14 protein-coding genes are annotated in these 16,179 nt (G+C 70.3%); 3 read left to right on the top strand and 11 right to left on the bottom strand.

The window, feature by feature from the left end; translation table 11 throughout:
- Window positions 1–21: 21 nt before the first annotated feature.
- The gene (locus tag ACZ7OH_RS47425) at window positions 22–1,194 is read right to left on the bottom strand and encodes an AI-2E family transporter (RefSeq protein WP_470286953.1); all 1,173 of its coding nucleotides are present in this window, start codon (window positions 1,192–1,194) and stop codon (window positions 22–24) included.
- A 413-nt stretch (window positions 1,195–1,607) separates the two neighbouring features.
- Here ACZ7OH_RS47425 and ACZ7OH_RS47420 point away from each other — a divergent pair, with 413 nt between their 5' ends.
- The gene (locus ACZ7OH_RS47420) at window positions 1,608–2,204 is read left to right on the top strand and encodes an Imm26 family immunity protein (protein ID WP_470286952.1); all 597 of its coding nucleotides are present in this window, start codon (window positions 1,608–1,610) and stop codon (window positions 2,202–2,204) included.
- A gap of 106 nt (window positions 2,205–2,310) precedes the next feature.
- The gene (locus tag ACZ7OH_RS47415; RefSeq protein WP_470286951.1) at window positions 2,311–2,892 is read left to right on the top strand and encodes a hypothetical protein; all 582 of its coding nucleotides are present in this window, start codon (window positions 2,311–2,313) and stop codon (window positions 2,890–2,892) included.
- A 50-nt stretch (window positions 2,893–2,942) separates the two neighbouring features.
- Here ACZ7OH_RS47415 and ACZ7OH_RS47410 read toward each other — a convergent pair whose 3' ends face one another.
- The 8 genes from ACZ7OH_RS47410 to ACZ7OH_RS47375 all read right to left on the bottom strand — a co-directional run bounded on the left by ACZ7OH_RS47410 (window position 2,943) and on the right by ACZ7OH_RS47375 (window position 13,599).
- Window positions 2,943–5,627: an ABC transporter permease gene (locus tag ACZ7OH_RS47410; RefSeq protein WP_470286950.1), complete on the bottom strand. Its 2,685-nt coding sequence runs from the start codon at window positions 5,625–5,627 to the stop codon at window positions 2,943–2,945.
- Window positions 5,624–6,349, bottom strand: coding sequence for an ABC transporter ATP-binding protein (locus ACZ7OH_RS47405; RefSeq protein WP_470286949.1), 726 nt, complete (start codon window positions 6,347–6,349; stop codon window positions 5,624–5,626). The genes ACZ7OH_RS47410 and ACZ7OH_RS47405 overlap by 4 nt, the downstream gene beginning before the upstream one ends.
- Complete coding sequence (locus tag ACZ7OH_RS47400) at window positions 6,346–6,921, bottom strand: PadR family transcriptional regulator (protein ID WP_470286948.1); 576 nt, start codon at window positions 6,919–6,921, stop codon at window positions 6,346–6,348. The genes ACZ7OH_RS47405 and ACZ7OH_RS47400 overlap by 4 nt, the downstream gene beginning before the upstream one ends.
- Window positions 6,922–7,377: 456 nt before the next feature.
- Entirely contained in the window at window positions 7,378–9,063 is a 1,686-nt protein-coding gene (locus ACZ7OH_RS47395; protein WP_470286947.1) for a M28 family peptidase, read from the bottom strand.
- An 835-nt stretch (window positions 9,064–9,898) separates the two neighbouring features.
- Window positions 9,899–10,066, bottom strand: a complete 168-nt coding sequence (locus tag ACZ7OH_RS47390; protein ID WP_470286946.1) for a hypothetical protein — start codon at window positions 10,064–10,066, stop codon at window positions 9,899–9,901.
- A 53-nt stretch (window positions 10,067–10,119) separates the two neighbouring features.
- Window positions 10,120–10,386 carry a hypothetical protein gene (locus tag ACZ7OH_RS47385; RefSeq protein WP_470286945.1) on the bottom strand — a complete coding sequence of 89 codons (267 nt, stop codon included), beginning with the start codon at window positions 10,384–10,386 and terminating at the stop codon, window positions 10,120–10,122.
- A gap of 572 nt (window positions 10,387–10,958) precedes the next feature.
- Window positions 10,959–11,306, bottom strand: a complete 348-nt coding sequence (locus tag ACZ7OH_RS47380; protein WP_470286944.1) for a TraR/DksA family transcriptional regulator — start codon at window positions 11,304–11,306, stop codon at window positions 10,959–10,961.
- Between the two features lie 142 nt (window positions 11,307–11,448).
- Entirely contained in the window at window positions 11,449–13,599 is a 2,151-nt protein-coding gene (locus ACZ7OH_RS47375) for a choice-of-anchor P family protein (RefSeq protein ID WP_470286943.1), read from the bottom strand.
- A gap of 271 nt (window positions 13,600–13,870) precedes the next feature.
- Here ACZ7OH_RS47375 and ACZ7OH_RS47370 point away from each other — a divergent pair, with 271 nt between their 5' ends.
- Window positions 13,871–14,446: a hypothetical protein gene (locus ACZ7OH_RS47370; protein ID WP_470286942.1), complete on the top strand. Its 576-nt coding sequence runs from the start codon at window positions 13,871–13,873 to the stop codon at window positions 14,444–14,446.
- A gap of 458 nt (window positions 14,447–14,904) precedes the next feature.
- On the opposite strand, the gene ACZ7OH_RS47365 is transcribed toward ACZ7OH_RS47370, so the two are convergent.
- Both ACZ7OH_RS47365 and msrB read right to left on the bottom strand, forming a co-directional pair.
- Complete coding sequence (locus ACZ7OH_RS47365; RefSeq protein WP_470286941.1) at window positions 14,905–15,480, bottom strand: MOSC domain-containing protein; 576 nt, start codon at window positions 15,478–15,480, stop codon at window positions 14,905–14,907.
- 53 nt (window positions 15,481–15,533) lie between these two features.
- The gene (gene msrB / locus ACZ7OH_RS47360) at window positions 15,534–16,001 is read right to left on the bottom strand and encodes a peptide-methionine (R)-S-oxide reductase MsrB (protein WP_470286940.1); all 468 of its coding nucleotides are present in this window, start codon (window positions 15,999–16,001) and stop codon (window positions 15,534–15,536) included.
- Between the last annotated feature and the right edge of the window lie 178 nt (window positions 16,002–16,179).

Genomic DNA, 16,179 nt, shown 5'->3' with positions numbered 1-16,179 from the left:
GCGCCGCGGCCTTGCCCGTCGTCACGCTTGGTCGAGGCGTGGATAGAGCACCTCCTTGACCAGCAGGAGGACCGCCGCGGCGACGGGGATGGCGACCAGTGCCCCGATGATGCCGAGCAGCGCGCCACCGAGCAGGACGGCGACGACAGTGACCAGAGCGGGCACCTTGAGCACGTTCCCGATGATTTTCGGCACCAACAGGTAGTCCTCGGCGAGCCGGTAAACGACGAAGAACCCCACCGTCGCCAGGCACACCGGAAGTGAGACGGTCAGCGCGACGAGGCTCACCAGGACGCCGCCGATCACGGAGCCGATCACCGGGATGAGGTCGAGCACCGCGACCGCGATGGCCAGGAGCGCGGCGTAAGGGACGCCGAAGATCAGCGACCAGACCAGGGTGAGGACGCCGGCGATGACGGAGACGGCCAGGTTGCCCAGGACGTACCCGCCGACCTTGGAGAAGATGTCGTCGCCGATGAGGATCGCGCGCGGCCGCCGGGAGTGCGGGATGAGCCGGTACATCGTGGCGCGGATGCGCGGCAGGTCGGCGACGAAGTAGATGGTGAGGACGACCACGATCAGCGCGTCGGTCACGACGTTGAAGACCGCTTTGCCGGCGCCCAGCACCCCGCTGGTGAGGCCGCCGCCGGAGCTGAACGCCGACTCGATCGCCTGCTGCAGGTGGAAGCGTTCGTTGAGCCGGCCCAGGAAGGTGTTGTGGTCTTGAGCTTCGCGGAGGTACTCCGGGGCCTGCTTGACCAGCGCGGCGGCTTGTTCGACGATGACGGGTATCGCGGCGGCGAGGAATCCGCCGACGGCACCGAACGCGACGAGGAACACGGTGGTGACGGCCAGCCAGCGCGGAAATCGGCGGGTGACCAGCCACGACACGGCCGGTTCCGCGCCGATGGCGAGGAACAGCGCAAGTCCCACCAGGACGAGGATCTGCTCGGCGCCGGCGAGGAGCCGGATCAGGCCGTAGGTGACGGCGACCCCGGCCGCGGCGGTCATGCCGATGAAGAACGGCGATCGGCGGTCGATCCGCTTGCCGATTCCGCCCAGCGGTCGTTCGGGAGTGCGGATTTCCGCGGCTTCGGCTTCGGCCTCGGCGACCGTGCCCTCTTCGTCGTCGCTGTGAGGCTGCCCGACCAGCGGGTGGTGTCCTTCGGCGGCGGGATCGGATGGTGAAGTCATGGGCACCGCGCTGTCTCGCACCGAAGGTGCGTGGAGGAAGGCCGGCGCGACCCGTGGTGACGGAATCCGCGCGCGAGTGATCGGCTGTGTGTTCAACCGCGGGCAGGGTAACCATCGGAGCCGGGTTTGAACCGTAGGATGGGCTTTCACCCGAACAGTACTGATTCGAATGCGGTTCGAGTCGTCGCCCCCCGCAGCGCCGCCGGTTTCGGCGATCGCGACTCCGCCCCGTCCACGCGTGAGGCGGCTCCGCCGCACGGGCCCCGTCCGGCGATGGTGGTCGCCGTCGCCGCACTCTCAAGTCTTACCCGCGTGCGACGGCCTCTTCCTCAACGAGGTCCGGCGATCGGGTTGAGTAACGTCAACACCGGAAAGTACCTGGAAGTGGTCTGCAAGTTCATCGGGGAGCTCGGATGACACGTCGGGGAGCCAAGCAGAAGTATCGTGAAGGCGATTGGTTTACGGTTCCGCTTCGGGACGGGCAGCACGCGATCGGACTTATCGCCCGAACCACGACGAAGACGCCTTCGATCCTCTTCGGGTACTTTTTCGGGCTGGCGCGCGAGGTTGTACCGGAGCTGGCGGACACGGCCGGGCTGCGCCCTGGTGCCGCGGTCTGGGTGCACAGGTTCGGAGACGCCAGTCTGCACGACGGCACTTGGCAGGTGCTCGGGCAGACGCCGGACTGGCAGCGTGATGTGTGGCTGATGCCGGGGTTCGTCCACAAGGACTCGTTGGATCCGAACGCCGCGGCCCAGGGCATGGCCAACCAGCAGGGCATGGCCAACAACAACGGTGCGGCCGACAGCGGCCATGGCATGGCGACCCAGAACGGTATGGCCGCAGACCAGAATGGTGCGGTCGCCGACAACAGCGCCGCCGCCAACGGTGCCGATTGCGCTGCCATCGCGGCCTGCCTGGCCAACGCCGCTGCTGATCCCAATGCCGGGGACAACGGAATGGCCGCCGATCAGAACGGCATGGCGAACAACAACAGTATGGCCGCCTAGAACGGTATGGCGAACCATAGTGGCATGGCCGCCGATCAGAACGGTGCGGACGCCGACAACAACGTAGTCAACGCCGCCGACTGCGCTGCAATCGCGGGCGTGCCAGGTGACCGCCGTCGCCGCTGACCCGAATGCCGGCGCCAACGGGACGGCTGCCGACCAGAACGGCATGGCTACCCAGAATGGTATGGCCGACCAGAACGGCATGGCGGCCAAGGACAAGAAAGCCACCAAGGACGCCGCCAAGAACAACAAGGACGCCGCGAAGGACAAGAAGGCCGCCGCCAAGGACAGCGCCGCGTCCGCGGACCCGAACGCCGCGGGCGGCGGAGCGGCTGCCGTCGCCAGTTGTGCCACGGCGGCAGATGCAGGTCTGGCACAGGCAGAGAGCACGACGGACCAGTCCCCCGCCGCGGCCACGGGGGTGACGTTGTCGGCAAGGCTCGACCGTGACGCTGTCCGGAGAGCAGGGCGCGTCCGCCGCGTCGAGCAACCAGTTCCCGGCCGGCACCATGCTGAAGGTCACCAACCTGGACAACGCCAAGTCCATCACCGTGCCGGTGACCGCCAAGTCTGGCAGCTGCGCTCTGTTGAACAACTCGGCGTTCGCGAAAGGCGAAGATCGAGAAGGTCGGCTGACGACACTGACCGCGGGCACAATCCTCCGGTGTCCAGGGGATGCCGGTGATACCGCCGCGGATGACGGGTTCAGGGCCGACCTGTCATCCGCGGCGGGGCTCAGCGTTCGATGGGGAGCCGGGACCGGGTGAGCAGGCCGGCGCCGAGCATGGCGATGAGGGGCACGACGACGAGCGCCGCGCCGATGTTGAGCCAGGGCACGATGATCGGCAGCAGCGGCTGCGCCGGCCACATGTCGGCGGTGGCCTGGTTCAACGCGACCAGGACGGCGATGGCGGTGCCGAGGCCGGCGAGGGTGCCGAGGAACGAGCCGAGCCCGGCGATCACGCCGGCCTGGCTCAGCAAGAGGGCCCGGCGCAGGCGCGGTGAGGCGCCGAGCGCGGCGAGGGTGGTCAGGTCGGCGCGTCCGTCGGCCGCGGTCAGGCCGGTGGCCAGAGCGGCCGCGGCGAGGGTGACGACGGCCGCGACGATGGCCAGGATCATCAGGGGCTGACCGTCCTGCTGGGTGCCGCGGTCGACGCGGACCTCGAACTCCTGCCCGAGGACGGCTTGGAGCCGGTCTTGTTCGTCGGCTGTCGGCATCCGGCTGGTGGTTGCCGCGACGGTGTACGGGATGGTGCCGAGCCCGAGGGTGGTCGCCGTGGCGGTGGTCAGCAGCGCAATCGGTGCGCGGGGCGGGTGGGGGAGGACGAAAGCCGGTGCCGTCGCGGTCTGCTCGACGGGGCCGTTCTGCGGGGCGACGGCCAGCGTCACCTGTCCGGCGTCGACGTAGCGGGCGTCGCTGACCACGATCGCGCCGGCCCGGAGGGCGGCGGCGGCCTGGCTGCCGTCTCCGGCGGGTACGTGGGCCACGGCGGTCACCGCGGTGTCGTCGACGACGAAGACGACGGCGTCGTTCGCGGTGAACGACCGGGAGCCGCGCAGGCCCACCGCGGAGCCGCCGAAGTAGCTGGACTTGCCCCCGACGCCGGTGCAGCGCGGATCGGCCCTGGCGGCGCGTTGTTCGTCGGCGGAGGGCTGCGGCGGGCGGTTTCCGGGGTGGAAGTACGGACACGCCTGTGCGGCCGGGGTCTGGACGGTGACCAGGCACTGGCCGCCGGTGGCGCAGGTGGGCAGCCGGACCTCGTGGAGTTCCCGCACGGGCATCGTGGCGCGCAGCGCGCTGATCACGTCGGGCGGAATCGCCTGCCGGGCAGGTCCTTCCCCGGTGGCGTACAGACTGACGTCACCGGGCTCGGACAGGGAATTCCCCGCGCCGGAGGCGGATTGCGCGCTCAAGATGACGCTGACGGCCAGGCTGCCGATCACGACGGCCATCACCGCCGAGATCGCCGGTGCGGCCGCGGTGCGGTTGCGGGCGGTGTCGCGCAGCGCGATCCGCACGGCCGGCGGCGTCCAGCGAGCCAGCCGGGCCACCAGCCCGACCAGGACGGGGGTGCACAGGACGAGACCCAGCTCCACCGCGATCACCCCGGCGAGCACGACGACCAGGTCGTCGCCCGCCGCGCCGGCGACCGTGCCCGCCGCCCCCGCCGCGGCGAGCGCGACGCCGAGGGCCGGCCACCGTCGCCGGGACCGGGTGATCCCGCGGCGTCCGCGCAGTGCGGCCACCACGTCCTGGCGGGCGGAGATCGACGCGGGGACCAGCGCGGCCAGCACCCCGGTCAGCACGGCCAGACCGAGGACGGTCGCCTGCGCCGCGGGGTAGATCCGGAACGCGCCGGCGCGCTGGCCGAGGAACGTTTCCAGCGGCGAACGCAGGACGGCGGCGAGCGCGATGCCGAGGACGACGCCGGTGCCCGCGGCCAGCCCGCCGAGGACCAGCCCGTCGGCGAGCACGATCCGGCGGACGTGGGCCGGGGTGCCGCCGGCGGCCGAGACCAGCCCCAGGTCCCGGCGGCGCCGGCGGGCGCCGACCGCGAACGCGGGCCCGGCGAGCAACACGATTTCCAGCACGGCGAGGCCGGCGATCAGCGCGAACGTGCCGGCTGGCGGGCCGTCGTCGTTCTCCAGCACGTCCGGGTACCGGTCGGCCGGGCTCGGCGGGGTGGCCAGCACCTGCCGGGAGACGGCGGTGATCCCGTGGGTGTTGAGCGCCTTGACGGCGTCCCAGCTCAGGGGCGCGGGGGTGGCGACCAGCCAAGTCGGACCGCCCGGCCCGCCGCCGGGCCGGCGCACGATCGTCGCGGCGGCGAGGTCGCCGGGCTGTTCCACGGTGCCGACCACGCGCAGGGTGTCGCGACCGTCGGCGGAGGTGACGGTGTCACCGACCCGCGCGCCGGTGCGCGCGGTCGCGGCCGGAGTGAGTGCCACTTCGTCCGCGCTCGCGGGTGCGCGCCCGGACAGCTGGTGGAGTATCCCCCGGGCCAGCGGGTCGGTGTAGTCCAGCGCCAGTGTCGCCAGGGTGCCGACGCCGGCCGGGGTCCGGACGGCCTCCTCGCCGGTCGCCTGCGGGATCGCGCGTGAACCGGGTGGCAGAAACGCCAGCAGCCGCTCGGCGCTCGGCCGGGGCGCGGGGCCCGGCGTGCCGGTGGTGTAGGGGGTGAGCCGGTCGGGGCGCTGCTGCACCGGCGTCGAGGCGGTCCAGCTGAGCACGGCCTGTCCCGTCCCCATCATCCGGTCGGCCTGCTCGCCGGGGTTCAGGGTGAACGTGTCGTAGCCGGCGGCGGTGAAGGCCAGCGCCGTGACCGGCAGCGCGATCAGAGCCAGCACCAGTGCCGCGCGGCCCTTGGCCCGGCGGGCTTCCCGGCGGGCGATCCGGATCGCGGGGCGCCAGCTGCTCATCGTTGACCGTCCCGAGTGGACAGCAGGTCCTCCGGCCGGTCGAGTGGCCCGGTGGTGTCGACGATGCGCCCGTCCCGCAGGAACACCACCCGGTCGGCCCACGCGGCGTGCCGGGCGTCGTGGGTGACCAGCACACCCGCCGCGCCGCCGTCCACTTTGGAACGCAGGAGCCGCAGCACCGACTCGCCGGTGCTCGAGTCCAGGGCGCCGGTGGGTTCGTCGGCGAGCACCAGCCGGCGCCGGCCGATCAGCGCACGGGCGATCGCGACCCGCTGCTGCTGACCGCCGGAGAGCTCGTCGGGGAACCGGCCACCGAGCCCGTCGAGGTCCACATCGGACAGCGCGGTCTCCGCCAGTTCGCGCGCCCGGCGGCTTTTGACGCCGTCCAGTTCCAGGGGTAGCGCGACATTTTCCGCCGCGGTGAGGGCGGCGAGCAGGTTGAGGTCTTGGAAGACGTAGCCGATTCGCTGCCGGCGCAGCGCGGCCAGTTCTCGCCGCCGGCAGCCGGCGAGCACGATGCCGTCGACCGTTACGGTGCCTTCGGTGGGGCTGTCCAGGCCGCCGCTGAGGTTGAGCAAGGTCGATTTTCCGGACCCGGACGGCCCCATCACCGCGACCAGCTCCCCGGCGCCGACCGTCAGGCTCACGCCGTCGAGCGCGGTCACCGCGGTCTCGCCGCTGCCGTGAACGCGGCGGACTTCGTGCAACGACAACACGGTCATCGGGTTCTCGCCTCCTCGGCCGGGTCTTGCGCGGGCGACGACGTGGGCAGCGGGGCGGGGGAGTGGCGGACCAGCGTCGCCTCGCAGTGATCCAGCCACCGCACCTCGGTTTCCGCCTGGAACAACATCGAATCCAGGACCAGCCCCCACGCCAGGTCCCGCGGCCCGCTGGCTTGCGTCTTGAGCCGGGTCAGCTCCTGCAGGGTCTCCATCGTCGCCCGCCGCTGGACCTGCATCACCGCCTGGACGTCCACGCCCGGCGTGGTCAGCGCGAGGGCGAGCTTGATCGCCAGTTCGTCTCGCGGACGTTCCCGGCGAGCCGCCGGAGAGGCGAACCAGCCGGCCACTTCGACCCGGCCGGCGTCGGTGATTTCGTAGGGCCGCTGACCACCGTCCTCCTCGGGTAGTGCCCGCACCAGCTCGTCGCGTTCCAGCCGCGACAACGTCGTGTAGACCTGCCCGATGTTGAGTGGCCAGGTGCCACCGGTGGACTCCTCGAACGCCATCCGCAACTGGTAGCCGTACATCGGACCCCGCTCCAGCAGGGCCAGCAGACCGTGTTTGACCGACATGGATACCAAGTATGCATACCCGGTATGGTCGCGGCAAGGGTTGCTCCCTCACCTGTCGCGCCACGCGGACCTCAAGACGAACCGTGCCGGCGGTAGCGGTTCGCGGAGGTGGTCGTGCTCGACGACTCCATGGCGCTGCGAACGGGTGCTGCCCGGCGGGCCGAACCGGCTCGGGGCCGGGCCGGTCGGACGGCGGAGGTGGTGCCGTCGCCGGGGCGTCAAGCGGGCGGCGACGGTGCCGCCCGTCGGCCGTGACGAGTTTCCTTGACCACGGCGAGCCCAGGAATCGGGGGCCCGCCGGCCGCGCCGGCGCCGTTCGAAGACGTGCGGTTTCTCGGCGGCGCATTCTGAGTTCCGGCGGGGGGCCTGGTGGCCACGAAGGACCCGATCATGGGCCGCCGGACAGGACCTGGTCCGCAGCCGGTGGCTGCGGACCAGGTCCTTCCAGACGGCGGACTATCGGGTCAGCGTGCCCGAGTCGGCCTGGGCCGCCGGCTGCGCCGTCTTGGCGGCCACTTTGCCGCCGGAGGCCAGCACGCTCGTGTCGAAGGCCATGTCGACCACCATGGTGGCGAATCCCCGGGAGATGAACGTCATGACTTTCGGATCGTTGTTGGCGAGGTTGTCGCACCAGCGGAACGGGTTGTCGACGCAGCCGCCGTCGGTGCCCGGGACGTTTCCTTCGAAGTTGCCGAGCGAGCCGCCGAAGAGATCGACGTCCGATTGCAGCTTGCAGCAGTCTTGCCCGGTCAGCACTCCGCTCGCGGGAATTCCCGCCTGGTTGAAGCTGAACGCGTCGGTGCCGACCGGCGAGAACAGGATGTTCTTCTTCCCGATCGAGGTGAAGTACCCGATGCCCTGGTCTCGCGCGACCTTCGAGGGCTCGTACACCTGGGGCGGGAACTGCGTGGAAACGGTGCGGCCGAACAGGTCGACGCCGGCCGGGTCGAGGACGCCTACGACGTAGTTCGGCGTCGCGGTCACGTCCGCGTCCAGGTCGTAGCCGATCTTGGAAAGTTCGGTCGGGCTGAGGTTGTTGACGTAGAATTTCGAGCCCAGCAGGCCGAGCTCCTCTCCGCCGAACCAGATGAACCGCAGCTTGTTGCGCGGCTTGACCTTGTGCATCATCTGGGCGATGTCGAGGATCGTCGCGGAGCCGGACGCGTTGTCCAGCATGCCGGCGCCGTAGATCGCGTCGAGGTGCGCGTCGACGACCACGACGTGGTTCGGGTCCCCGCCCCGGGATTCGGCGATGACGTTGTAATCGTCGGCGTTCGGGTTGACGACCGCCTTGACGGCGAGGTTGATCACCGGCAGCGCGGTCCCACCCTGGACCGCGGTGGTGTATTGGCCGAGCAGGTCCTGGCCCGTCGCGAACGAGGTGAACGAAACCGGGATCGTCGGGACGATCCGGTTGCCGGCGGCGTCGGTCAGGTTGCCGTTCAGCACTGCCGTCCGTCCCGGGTTGCCCTCGTTGAAGATGACCACACCGGACGCCCCGGCCGCCTGCGCGTTCTGGACTTTGACACCGAAGGGGCACGTGCCCCGCTGGATCAGCGCGACGCGGCCGGCGACGAACCCGGCGAAGTCGCTCGCCGTGCAGCCGCTGGCAGAGCTGGGTGCCGGCGTCGGCGGGATGACGATGCCTCCGGCGGGCTGCAGGGCCGCAGTCGTGGACCCGGTGGCCTGGCCCGGGTTCCAGTCGGTGACGACGGTGTAGTCGTGCGCTGTGGGAGATGTTTCCCTGAACACGGGCAAGGCTGTGTAGGCGAAGTAGAAGAACTTGTAGGTTTGGATCTTGACGTCATAGCCGGCTTGGCGCATCACCCGGGCGACGTAGTCCGCCGACGCCTTGTAACCCGGCTCGCCGGAGTTGCGCGACGGATGACCGTCGGGCCCCGGATTGGCGTTAGCGATCGCCTGGAAGGCTCGCATGTGGTGCCAGAGATCGTCGGTTCTGATGCAGGGCACGAGCTTGCGTGCTGTGTTGTTGACCCGGTCGGCGCAGCCGGCCGAACTCGGCCCCTCACCCCCGTTCGGTGTGGCCGCCGGCGCGGGCGCCGCCGTGACTCCGGCGACAAGCGCGGCAACTGCAGCCACGACTGTGACTCGACCAGATAATCCTCGCAAGAATCCGGACATTCGGCGCTCCCATCGTAAGCGACCCAAATTCGCGAACCCGACCGAACCTTCCCACCGTCCCACACGCCGGACAGCGTGACCAGATGCACACTTCGTAACGAATGGTCACTACATGAATTCGCGTGTCCGAGGTGTAGTTATTGCGATCGTCCCGCGTGATCAATGGATGTTCCGAGCGCACTGCGATGTCGAGTGTGCGTAGCTGCGATCATGATTTGAATGTGTGTCAAATGTGGGTTATGACTGCTTTGGCGGCTCACTTTGACCTATTTGCCCGTTCCGTCGCGCGGTGGGTCAGGCGTTGCCGAGGTCCGCGATCATGGAGCGCAGGGCGTTGGCCGGCAGTCGACCGCACCTGATGGGCGCACTCTCGCTCAGCTCGAGTGCATGGTGTTGTCCACGGGGAGCGGGATCGCTGCGCTGGCTTCTTGTTTCGCCGGTCCGGCGCAGCAATGCGGCAAGAAAATTCCGCAAAGCTGGACTGGTTCGTTGGTGCATTACCCATACTATCGGCTGAAACAACGCTTCTTCGGCGGCGTCAGCACCATTTCTGCCAGCGGGGTTCGATGCGCAGTCCGGCTGCCTCCTGGTGCGAGCACGGGTCGCCGGGGCGGGCGGTGCTCCGACCCGAGCCCAGAACGCGGCCGCATCGGCATCCTCCGGCGGATTGGCACTCCAGCTGAACCCGCCGCCGCTGCGCGAGCGAGCACGCGCCCGACACCGCGTCGCCAATGGCGGGGCTCGACGGGTAGGCCCAGCAGCAGACCGCGCCGCTCAACCGGGCACAGCGACAGCTCGATCTGGCCGTAGATCGTGGCACCCCACCGCAGCTGGATCAGCCCGACGCCGCACGGACGGCAGGTGGGACGACGACCAGCTGCAGCCGTCGCGGCTGCACGCGGTCTTCGGTGATCTGCGCGGCGGCCGAGGGGTCGATCAGCGCCCACCGGCCGCTGCCGGACTGGTTTTCGCAGTGCCGGCAGAGTTGTGCACTGCCGGTCATGACCCGATCTCGTGCCACGTCCGGCGGTGGACGTCTGCAACATCCGGGTTCGCTCAGGCGACGTAGACGAACATGACCGACGACACGACGCAGCCAGCACAGTCCATCGGCAAGAGGTCCACGCAGCCACGATGGTTCACCAGGACCGGGTGGCCCGCGCCGCCGATCACGATGCCGCCCAGCGGCGGCTGAGCTTGCTGTACCTCAAGGCCGTCGAGCAGCTCGGGGCGCCGCAGGCCGCGGTCCGCCACGGTGGCCTTTACGCGCTCGGCCGAATTCGTCGACTGGCTTCTCCGTACGACAAGACGGGCGGGCGCCACTTCGCCGTCCGAATGATCCGCGGGCCACTGGCCGCCTGGGCCGCGCGGAGCCGACGAGCTACCGCGTGCCGGAGCACACTGGCGGTGTGGGCCCGCTCGGTCGGGTCGACGATGGAGCCGACGAGTTCGTGATGGTCGCGTCCCTTCGATCCCGTTGGCGAGGAGCGCGAAGCCGTCGGTCATCGGCCAGGCGTAAGCCGCGGTGCAGTCGTTCTTGCTCGACCATATGGTAGATCTTCGCCGGGTATGCCCAGCACACGCTCCACGAACCCCACGGCGCCACGTGGTGTTGGCAAACCGGACGCCTATGGCGCGAAGCACCGCATCGAGGTCACCAAGGGACCGGGCTCACGCGCGGCCGGGCCGGCGATGGCGGTCAAGGACCGTGGCGCGCGGTCGGCGCGCCCCACCTGGTCGCCGGCGCCGGCGGCTGATGGTTGAGATCGGTCGGGAGCCTGACTGGCTCGGCAGGCTTCCCCCGCGCTCGCACGGGAAACGGGTCGACGCGGTCCGCGCCGGTCGCGTTCAGGCTGCGACTGGAGAGGCCCAGTTGTGGCTTGACCCCGGGGTCGTCACCTCCGGTTCGCGCAGCTGATGCAGATCCGCGTGGCCGGCAGGGCGAGCAGGCGGTCCTCCGCGATCGGGCCGCCACAGCGTTCGCAGACGTCGTAGACACCGGCTTCGACCCGTTCGGCGGCCTTCCCGAGCGCCGCGAGGTCGTCCTGCGCCTGCCGCAGCAGGGCCTGGACCTGTGCCCGCTCGAAAGCGATGGTCGCGCCTTCGGGGTCGTGTTCGTCGTCGCCGCTGTCGAACTGCGACGCCGCCACGATGTCGTCGCGTTGCCGCGCCAAGGCCGTGACCAGCCGCTCGGTCTCGGCGCGGGCCCCCTCGATCAACTCCGTCGCGACGCGCTTCTCCACGCTTCCGACGATACGCCCTGGCGCCCGGTGGCCTCCGACCTCGAGCGCCAGAGGTGAAGACGCCGAAGTGCTCGGCGATCAGCGACCGGGTGAGACGGCGGTGCCCCTCGGACCTGACCTGGTCCGAGGGGCACCGCGGTTCTCACGTGCAGTTGTGCGACGCGCTGACCGTCGAGCCGACGGTGATGTCGACCAGGCTGCCGGTCAGCCCTGGCAGCACGATGTGCACCGCGGTCTCCGCCAGTCCGAAGTCGGCGTCCGGCACCGGTTTCTGCTCGTTGACCACGATACGCCCGCCACCCGCCAGGGGGATCGTGCTGTTCGGCTGGGTCGGCACGGTCACCTGCTCCCCGGCGACGGACAGCCGCATCGTCGCCGAGCCGCTCGCGCCGGCGCAGGTGCTGACCGAGGTCGCGGTCAGCCCGGCGATGTCGATCACCGGCAGGCCGGGTAGCCCCACGTGGACGTCGTCGACGCGCACGGTGGCGGTGATCGTGCCCGGTTTGAGGGTGGTGGCGACCTGCGGGCACAGCGCGTGCGCGTTGACCACCAGAACGCCGAGCGATGCGGTGCACGGCGTGCTCGTCCGGGACGTGGTGGCGGTGCGGACCGGCCCGGTGTCCGGCGCCGGGCCCAGTTCGAGCGGGAGCAACGGCAGGTTCACCGCGGCCTCGAGCCCGACGGCGCGTCCGGTGTAGTACTGCAGCCGGGCCGTCGCCGAGTCGCTGGAGGGCAGGTAGAACGCGTCGCCGGCGAAGCTCGCCCCGACCGGCACGGTCGCGGTGTCGTTCAGCGGCTGGTCCGCCGCCGGGGTGTCGCACTGCGCGGTCCCGGCGGCGTCCGACGTCGCGTCGCACGCCTGTTGCGTCGCGCCTTGGCCCAGGGTGAGGTGCACCGCGCGGCCCTCGAGCGGGCCGGTCAGGCGCCCGTTCTCGGTCAGCACGGCGGCCAGGTGGGCGGGCTCGCCGTTGGCGATGTGCTTGGTGCCGGTGTAAGCGAGTTTCGTCGGTGCCTTGGTGATGGTGAAGGGCGCGCTCGTGGAGCTGGGGAAGAAATCGGCCGTACCCCCGTAGCTGACGCGCATCGTGGCCGCGCCCGGCGTGTCCGTGACGTCGAGCGCGCACGACGCGGTGCCGGACGGGCTCACGCCGGCGACGCAGCTGCTCCGGCCGAGCGCGAAGGTGACCAGACCGGCGCCGACGGGCGTTCCTTCACTGGTGACCTTCGCCGAGGCGGTGACGGAGTCGTGGTAGGCGGCCGTGGCCGGGCCGGTGTAGGCGACGTTGGTCGCCTTCCGAACCGGCGGCGGCGGTTCCTGCGGCGGGCCCAGTTCGAGCAGTGCGTAGTACGGGTAGAAAGAGGCCTCGAGCCGGGCCCGGCTGCTCCCGCTGTTCGCCGCCTCGATCTTCTGACGGCAATCGGGATCCAGCCGCGTTTCGCAGCGCCAGTAGAAACCTTGGGCGAACGGGACCGTGAGCTTGTACTGGCCGCTTTCCAGATTCGTGCAGTCCTTCGCGCTGCGGTGCCAGTGAAAAAGGATGTTGTGCTGGTGCGCGCCGTAGTTGGCGTACATGACCTGGCCCTTGGGAATGATCGCGTGGAAGGGCAGTTCGACGGTGTAGGTCATGTCGTTCGTGACGCCTTCGGTGATGGTTCCCGACGCCGATGCCTTGAACTGCCCGACGGCGAATTCCGCGCCGACCGAGGCGGACGTCGACGCCGTGATGTGCGTGCCGACGCCCCTGGTCACCTTCCAGTCCCACGGGCCGGCGAGGCCTTCGGTGCTCTGCTGCGTGTCCTGGATCTTCGTCCAGTCGTCGTCGAGGACCTGGTCGATCCGCATCTCCAGCGGGTCGGGATCGCAGAGGCCCTCGGTCAGCTGCGTGTCCCACAGCTGCTCGTCCAGCCCGATCGGGGCGTAGGCGTGCACCGCGTGCTCGTCGACGGCGCTGACGGCCAGCAGGGTCTTCCGGTTGCCGACGACGTGCTCGCCACCACCGCCCCACTGCTGGTACTCGCCGTTGTTGCAGACCAGCGTGTAGACGTCGCCGGCGTCGTTGCTGTCCAGGCACCGGCCCGTCTGGACGTTCACCAGCGTGTGGCCGACCGCCTGCCACTGCTGGTAGTAGTTCCGGGTGCCGCAGGTGTTGAGGTAGACGTTGCCGTTGTAGTCGCTGTCGAGGCAATTGTGGTTTGCGCGGTTCACGATGGTCGCGACCACCGCATCCCCGATGGCGTTGCCGCTGAAACCGGCCGCGGCCGCCGGCTGCACAATGGTGAAGGTTCCGGTCAATGCCAGTAACGCGGCCAATAGAATGGCCATGGGAAAGCGTTTCCGATGGAACAACTCCACTACCCCCTAGTGGCTGTATTCAGTTAGCGCACGACAGCGTGCTGGATCCCCCATGCGCCCCCGGCCGGGCCCCTCGTCCGGCATTACCAGGCAACGCGTGCACCCGGTCGGCGGTCAACACGGTTCAGCCGCTTCCACCCGGATGGACCAGCGGGGCTGGCCGGATGCCGGAGCGTTAGGCTGCTGGTGACCAGGACATCGGGAGGGGCCGATGACAGAGGCCGGGCCGCGGTGGCGGCGGTGGTTGATCGGGGGCGCGGCGCTGGCCGTCGTCGTGGTCGGTGCCGCGTCCGCTGTGGCCCTCCGTCCATGGCTCAGCCCGTGGTGGCCGGGCCGGTACGAAGCGGCGACGCTGCCCGCCGGCTGTCCCCGGCTGCCCGGCTTGCCCGACGCGGGAACGCCGGTCCGCCTGACGGGCCCCGGTGACGTCGAGGGCGCGGACTGCGTCTGGGGTGGCTCGTCCGCGGTCGAGGCGCAGTATTCGCTGTACCGGCGGGCGGGGAACACGAGTGGCACAGGCGAAGCCGAACAAGAGGCCGCGTCGAGGGTGACCCGCTACCACGGGCCGTCCGCGGGGTACACGCTCGGCGCGGACACCCCGGTGCGCGGACTCGGTGAAGAGGCGAGGATCAGTGCGCACGGCAGTCTGGTGACTCTCGTGGCGCGGAAGTCCAATGTGGTCTTGGTGGTGAACCGGACTTCCGCGGCCCACGAAGGAACCGATCAGGCCGAGGCGGCTGTGACGGGTTACGCGCGGACGCTCCTGGACCTGGTCGAGCTTTCTTAGCGCGGGGTGAGGGCTCAAGTCCACTCGGACAGTGTTACCCCACGGATCGCGAAACGCGATCTTGGAGCTGGGCGGAGTCCGGGCGTCGTCGGCGGGTCGTGCCGCTCTGCAGCGCGGCGAGGAGGTCCTGCTCGGTGACGAGTGCCGGATGGGCGACCGTGCGCAACGTCCAGCCGCCGACGACGACGCCGGTGGCGGCTGTGGCGATCAGTTGGCGTGCGAATCGCCGGTCATCGCTGTGCCTCCAGCAGCACGGGTCGGTCCCTCGGGCGACTGCGACGACCGTGGCTCGCACATTGCCACCACCGCGCGGGCGTGCGGCGCTACCGGAACTCGTCGGCGCGAGCAACCCCGGCTCACCGCACTGCCGATCTCGCTCGACCTCGTCGGGATCACCCTCGCGGCCGGACGTCGGCTGAGCCCGGCCTCGGAGGCCATGATGCAGTCGCTCGTCACGGTCACGGTCGCGGATTCGGTGCGACCGCGGCCGCGGTGGAGGGCACCACGGTGAGGGCCGCGGGACCGACCCGCAGGATTCCGTCGTCGAGAGGGGTGCAACGCACGCCGCCGTGCCCGCGCAGCCCGCGGAACGCGCCGGGCGCCAGCACCACGTCCATCCAGGCGCACGGGTGGGCCGGGCGGTAGGCCTGGAACCGGACTTCGCCGGCCCCGGAGTCGACGCCGAAGACGGCTCCGGTCCCGCCACGCGGCGCGGCCAGCTCGTCGACGGGAAACCCGCGCACGACGATGTTGCGTCGCGGCAGGTGCGGGTCCGGCACGGCGGCGAGGCCGAGGTCCCGCGCGAGAACGTCGAGTGACTCGGCGGCGAAGAGGGTGACGGCGGCCCGGCGGTGGGCGGGCTGGTTGAAGTACCGGTCACCGACGAGCCCGAGCCCGGCGCGCACGGTCACCTCGTCGCGCTCGACGGGTTCGGGGTCGGGCCGCGGGCCGTCCGCGGGACGGCCTTCGAAGGCGTGCACGGGGGAGAGCAGCAGCGCGACGATCTCCACCAGGGCCGAGACCGTGGCTGGCATGGGCTCTCCTCGGTCGGGCCGGCGCACGAACCGCAGTTCGCGCGCCGGTGTCCTCACTTGCCGTCGGTGTCGCTGGTGAACAGGGTGCGGTAGTCGCCGTAGCCCGCGTCTTCCAGGTCGTCGAGGTGGATGAAGCGCAACGACGCGGAGTTGATGCAGTAGCGCATTCCGCCCTTGTCGAGCGGGCCGTCATTGAAGACGTGGCCGAGGTGGCTGTCCCCGCTGAGCGAGCGGACCTCCGCCCGGATCATGCCGTGGCTGAAATCTTCCCGCTCGACGACGTTCGCCTTGTCGATCGGCTTGGTGAAGCTCGGCCACCCGGATCGGCTGTCGTACTTGTCGACCGAAGCGAACAGCGGCTCGCCGGACACGACGTCGACGTAGATGCCCGGCTCGTGGTTGTCCCAGTACGCGTTCGCGAACGGGCGCTCCGTGCCGTCCTGCTGGGTCACGCGGTACTGCTCCGGATCCAGCCGCGACACGGCTTCCGGGTTCTTGTGGTACTCGGCATGCTGAGGCACAGCTCTCCCTTCCCCGCCTTGCGGCGCGAAGCTGGGGCGCCAGGTGAAACGCACCTGGACGTGCAGATGTACCTACGCGCGGCGCATCCGCGCTATTCCGCGGGCGGCCGGTCGGCGCGGGCGCCCGCCGATCACCCCCACCACGCCGCCCGCCGGCTGCGGTGGCGTCGCGACCCGG

Source organism: Amycolatopsis sp. NPDC114478 (genome assembly GCF_055633805.1).
The sequence above is the reverse complement of the archived record's forward strand: the minus strand, read 5'-3'. Positions and strand labels throughout refer to the sequence as shown.

What these genes read in the sequence shown, in the direction of transcription:
- ACZ7OH_RS47425 (WP_470286953.1), bottom strand. Translation starts at nt 1,194, where the DNA reads ATGACTTCACCATCCGATCCCGCCGCCGAAGGACACCACCCGCTGGTC.
- ACZ7OH_RS47420 (WP_470286952.1), top strand. Translation starts at nt 1,608, where the DNA reads ATGACACGTCGGGGAGCCAAGCAGAAGTATCGTGAAGGCGATTGGTTT.
- ACZ7OH_RS47410 (WP_470286950.1), bottom strand. Translation starts at nt 5,627, where the DNA reads ATGAGCAGCTGGCGCCCCGCGATCCGGATCGCCCGCCGGGAAGCCCGC.
- ACZ7OH_RS47405 (WP_470286949.1), bottom strand. Translation starts at nt 6,349, where the DNA reads ATGACCGTGTTGTCGTTGCACGAAGTCCGCCGCGTTCACGGCAGCGGC.
- ACZ7OH_RS47400 (WP_470286948.1), bottom strand. Translation starts at nt 6,921, where the DNA reads ATGTCGGTCAAACACGGTCTGCTGGCCCTGCTGGAGCGGGGTCCGATG.
- ACZ7OH_RS47395 (WP_470286947.1), bottom strand. Translation starts at nt 9,063, where the DNA reads ATGTCCGGATTCTTGCGAGGATTATCTGGTCGAGTCACAGTCGTGGCT.
- ACZ7OH_RS47390 (WP_470286946.1), bottom strand. Translation starts at nt 10,066, where the DNA reads ATGACCGGCAGTGCACAACTCTGCCGGCACTGCGAAAACCAGTCCGGC.
- ACZ7OH_RS47370 (WP_470286942.1), top strand. Translation starts at nt 13,871, where the DNA reads ATGACAGAGGCCGGGCCGCGGTGGCGGCGGTGGTTGATCGGGGGCGCG.
- ACZ7OH_RS47365 (WP_470286941.1), bottom strand. Translation starts at nt 15,480, where the DNA reads ATGCCAGCCACGGTCTCGGCCCTGGTGGAGATCGTCGCGCTGCTGCTC.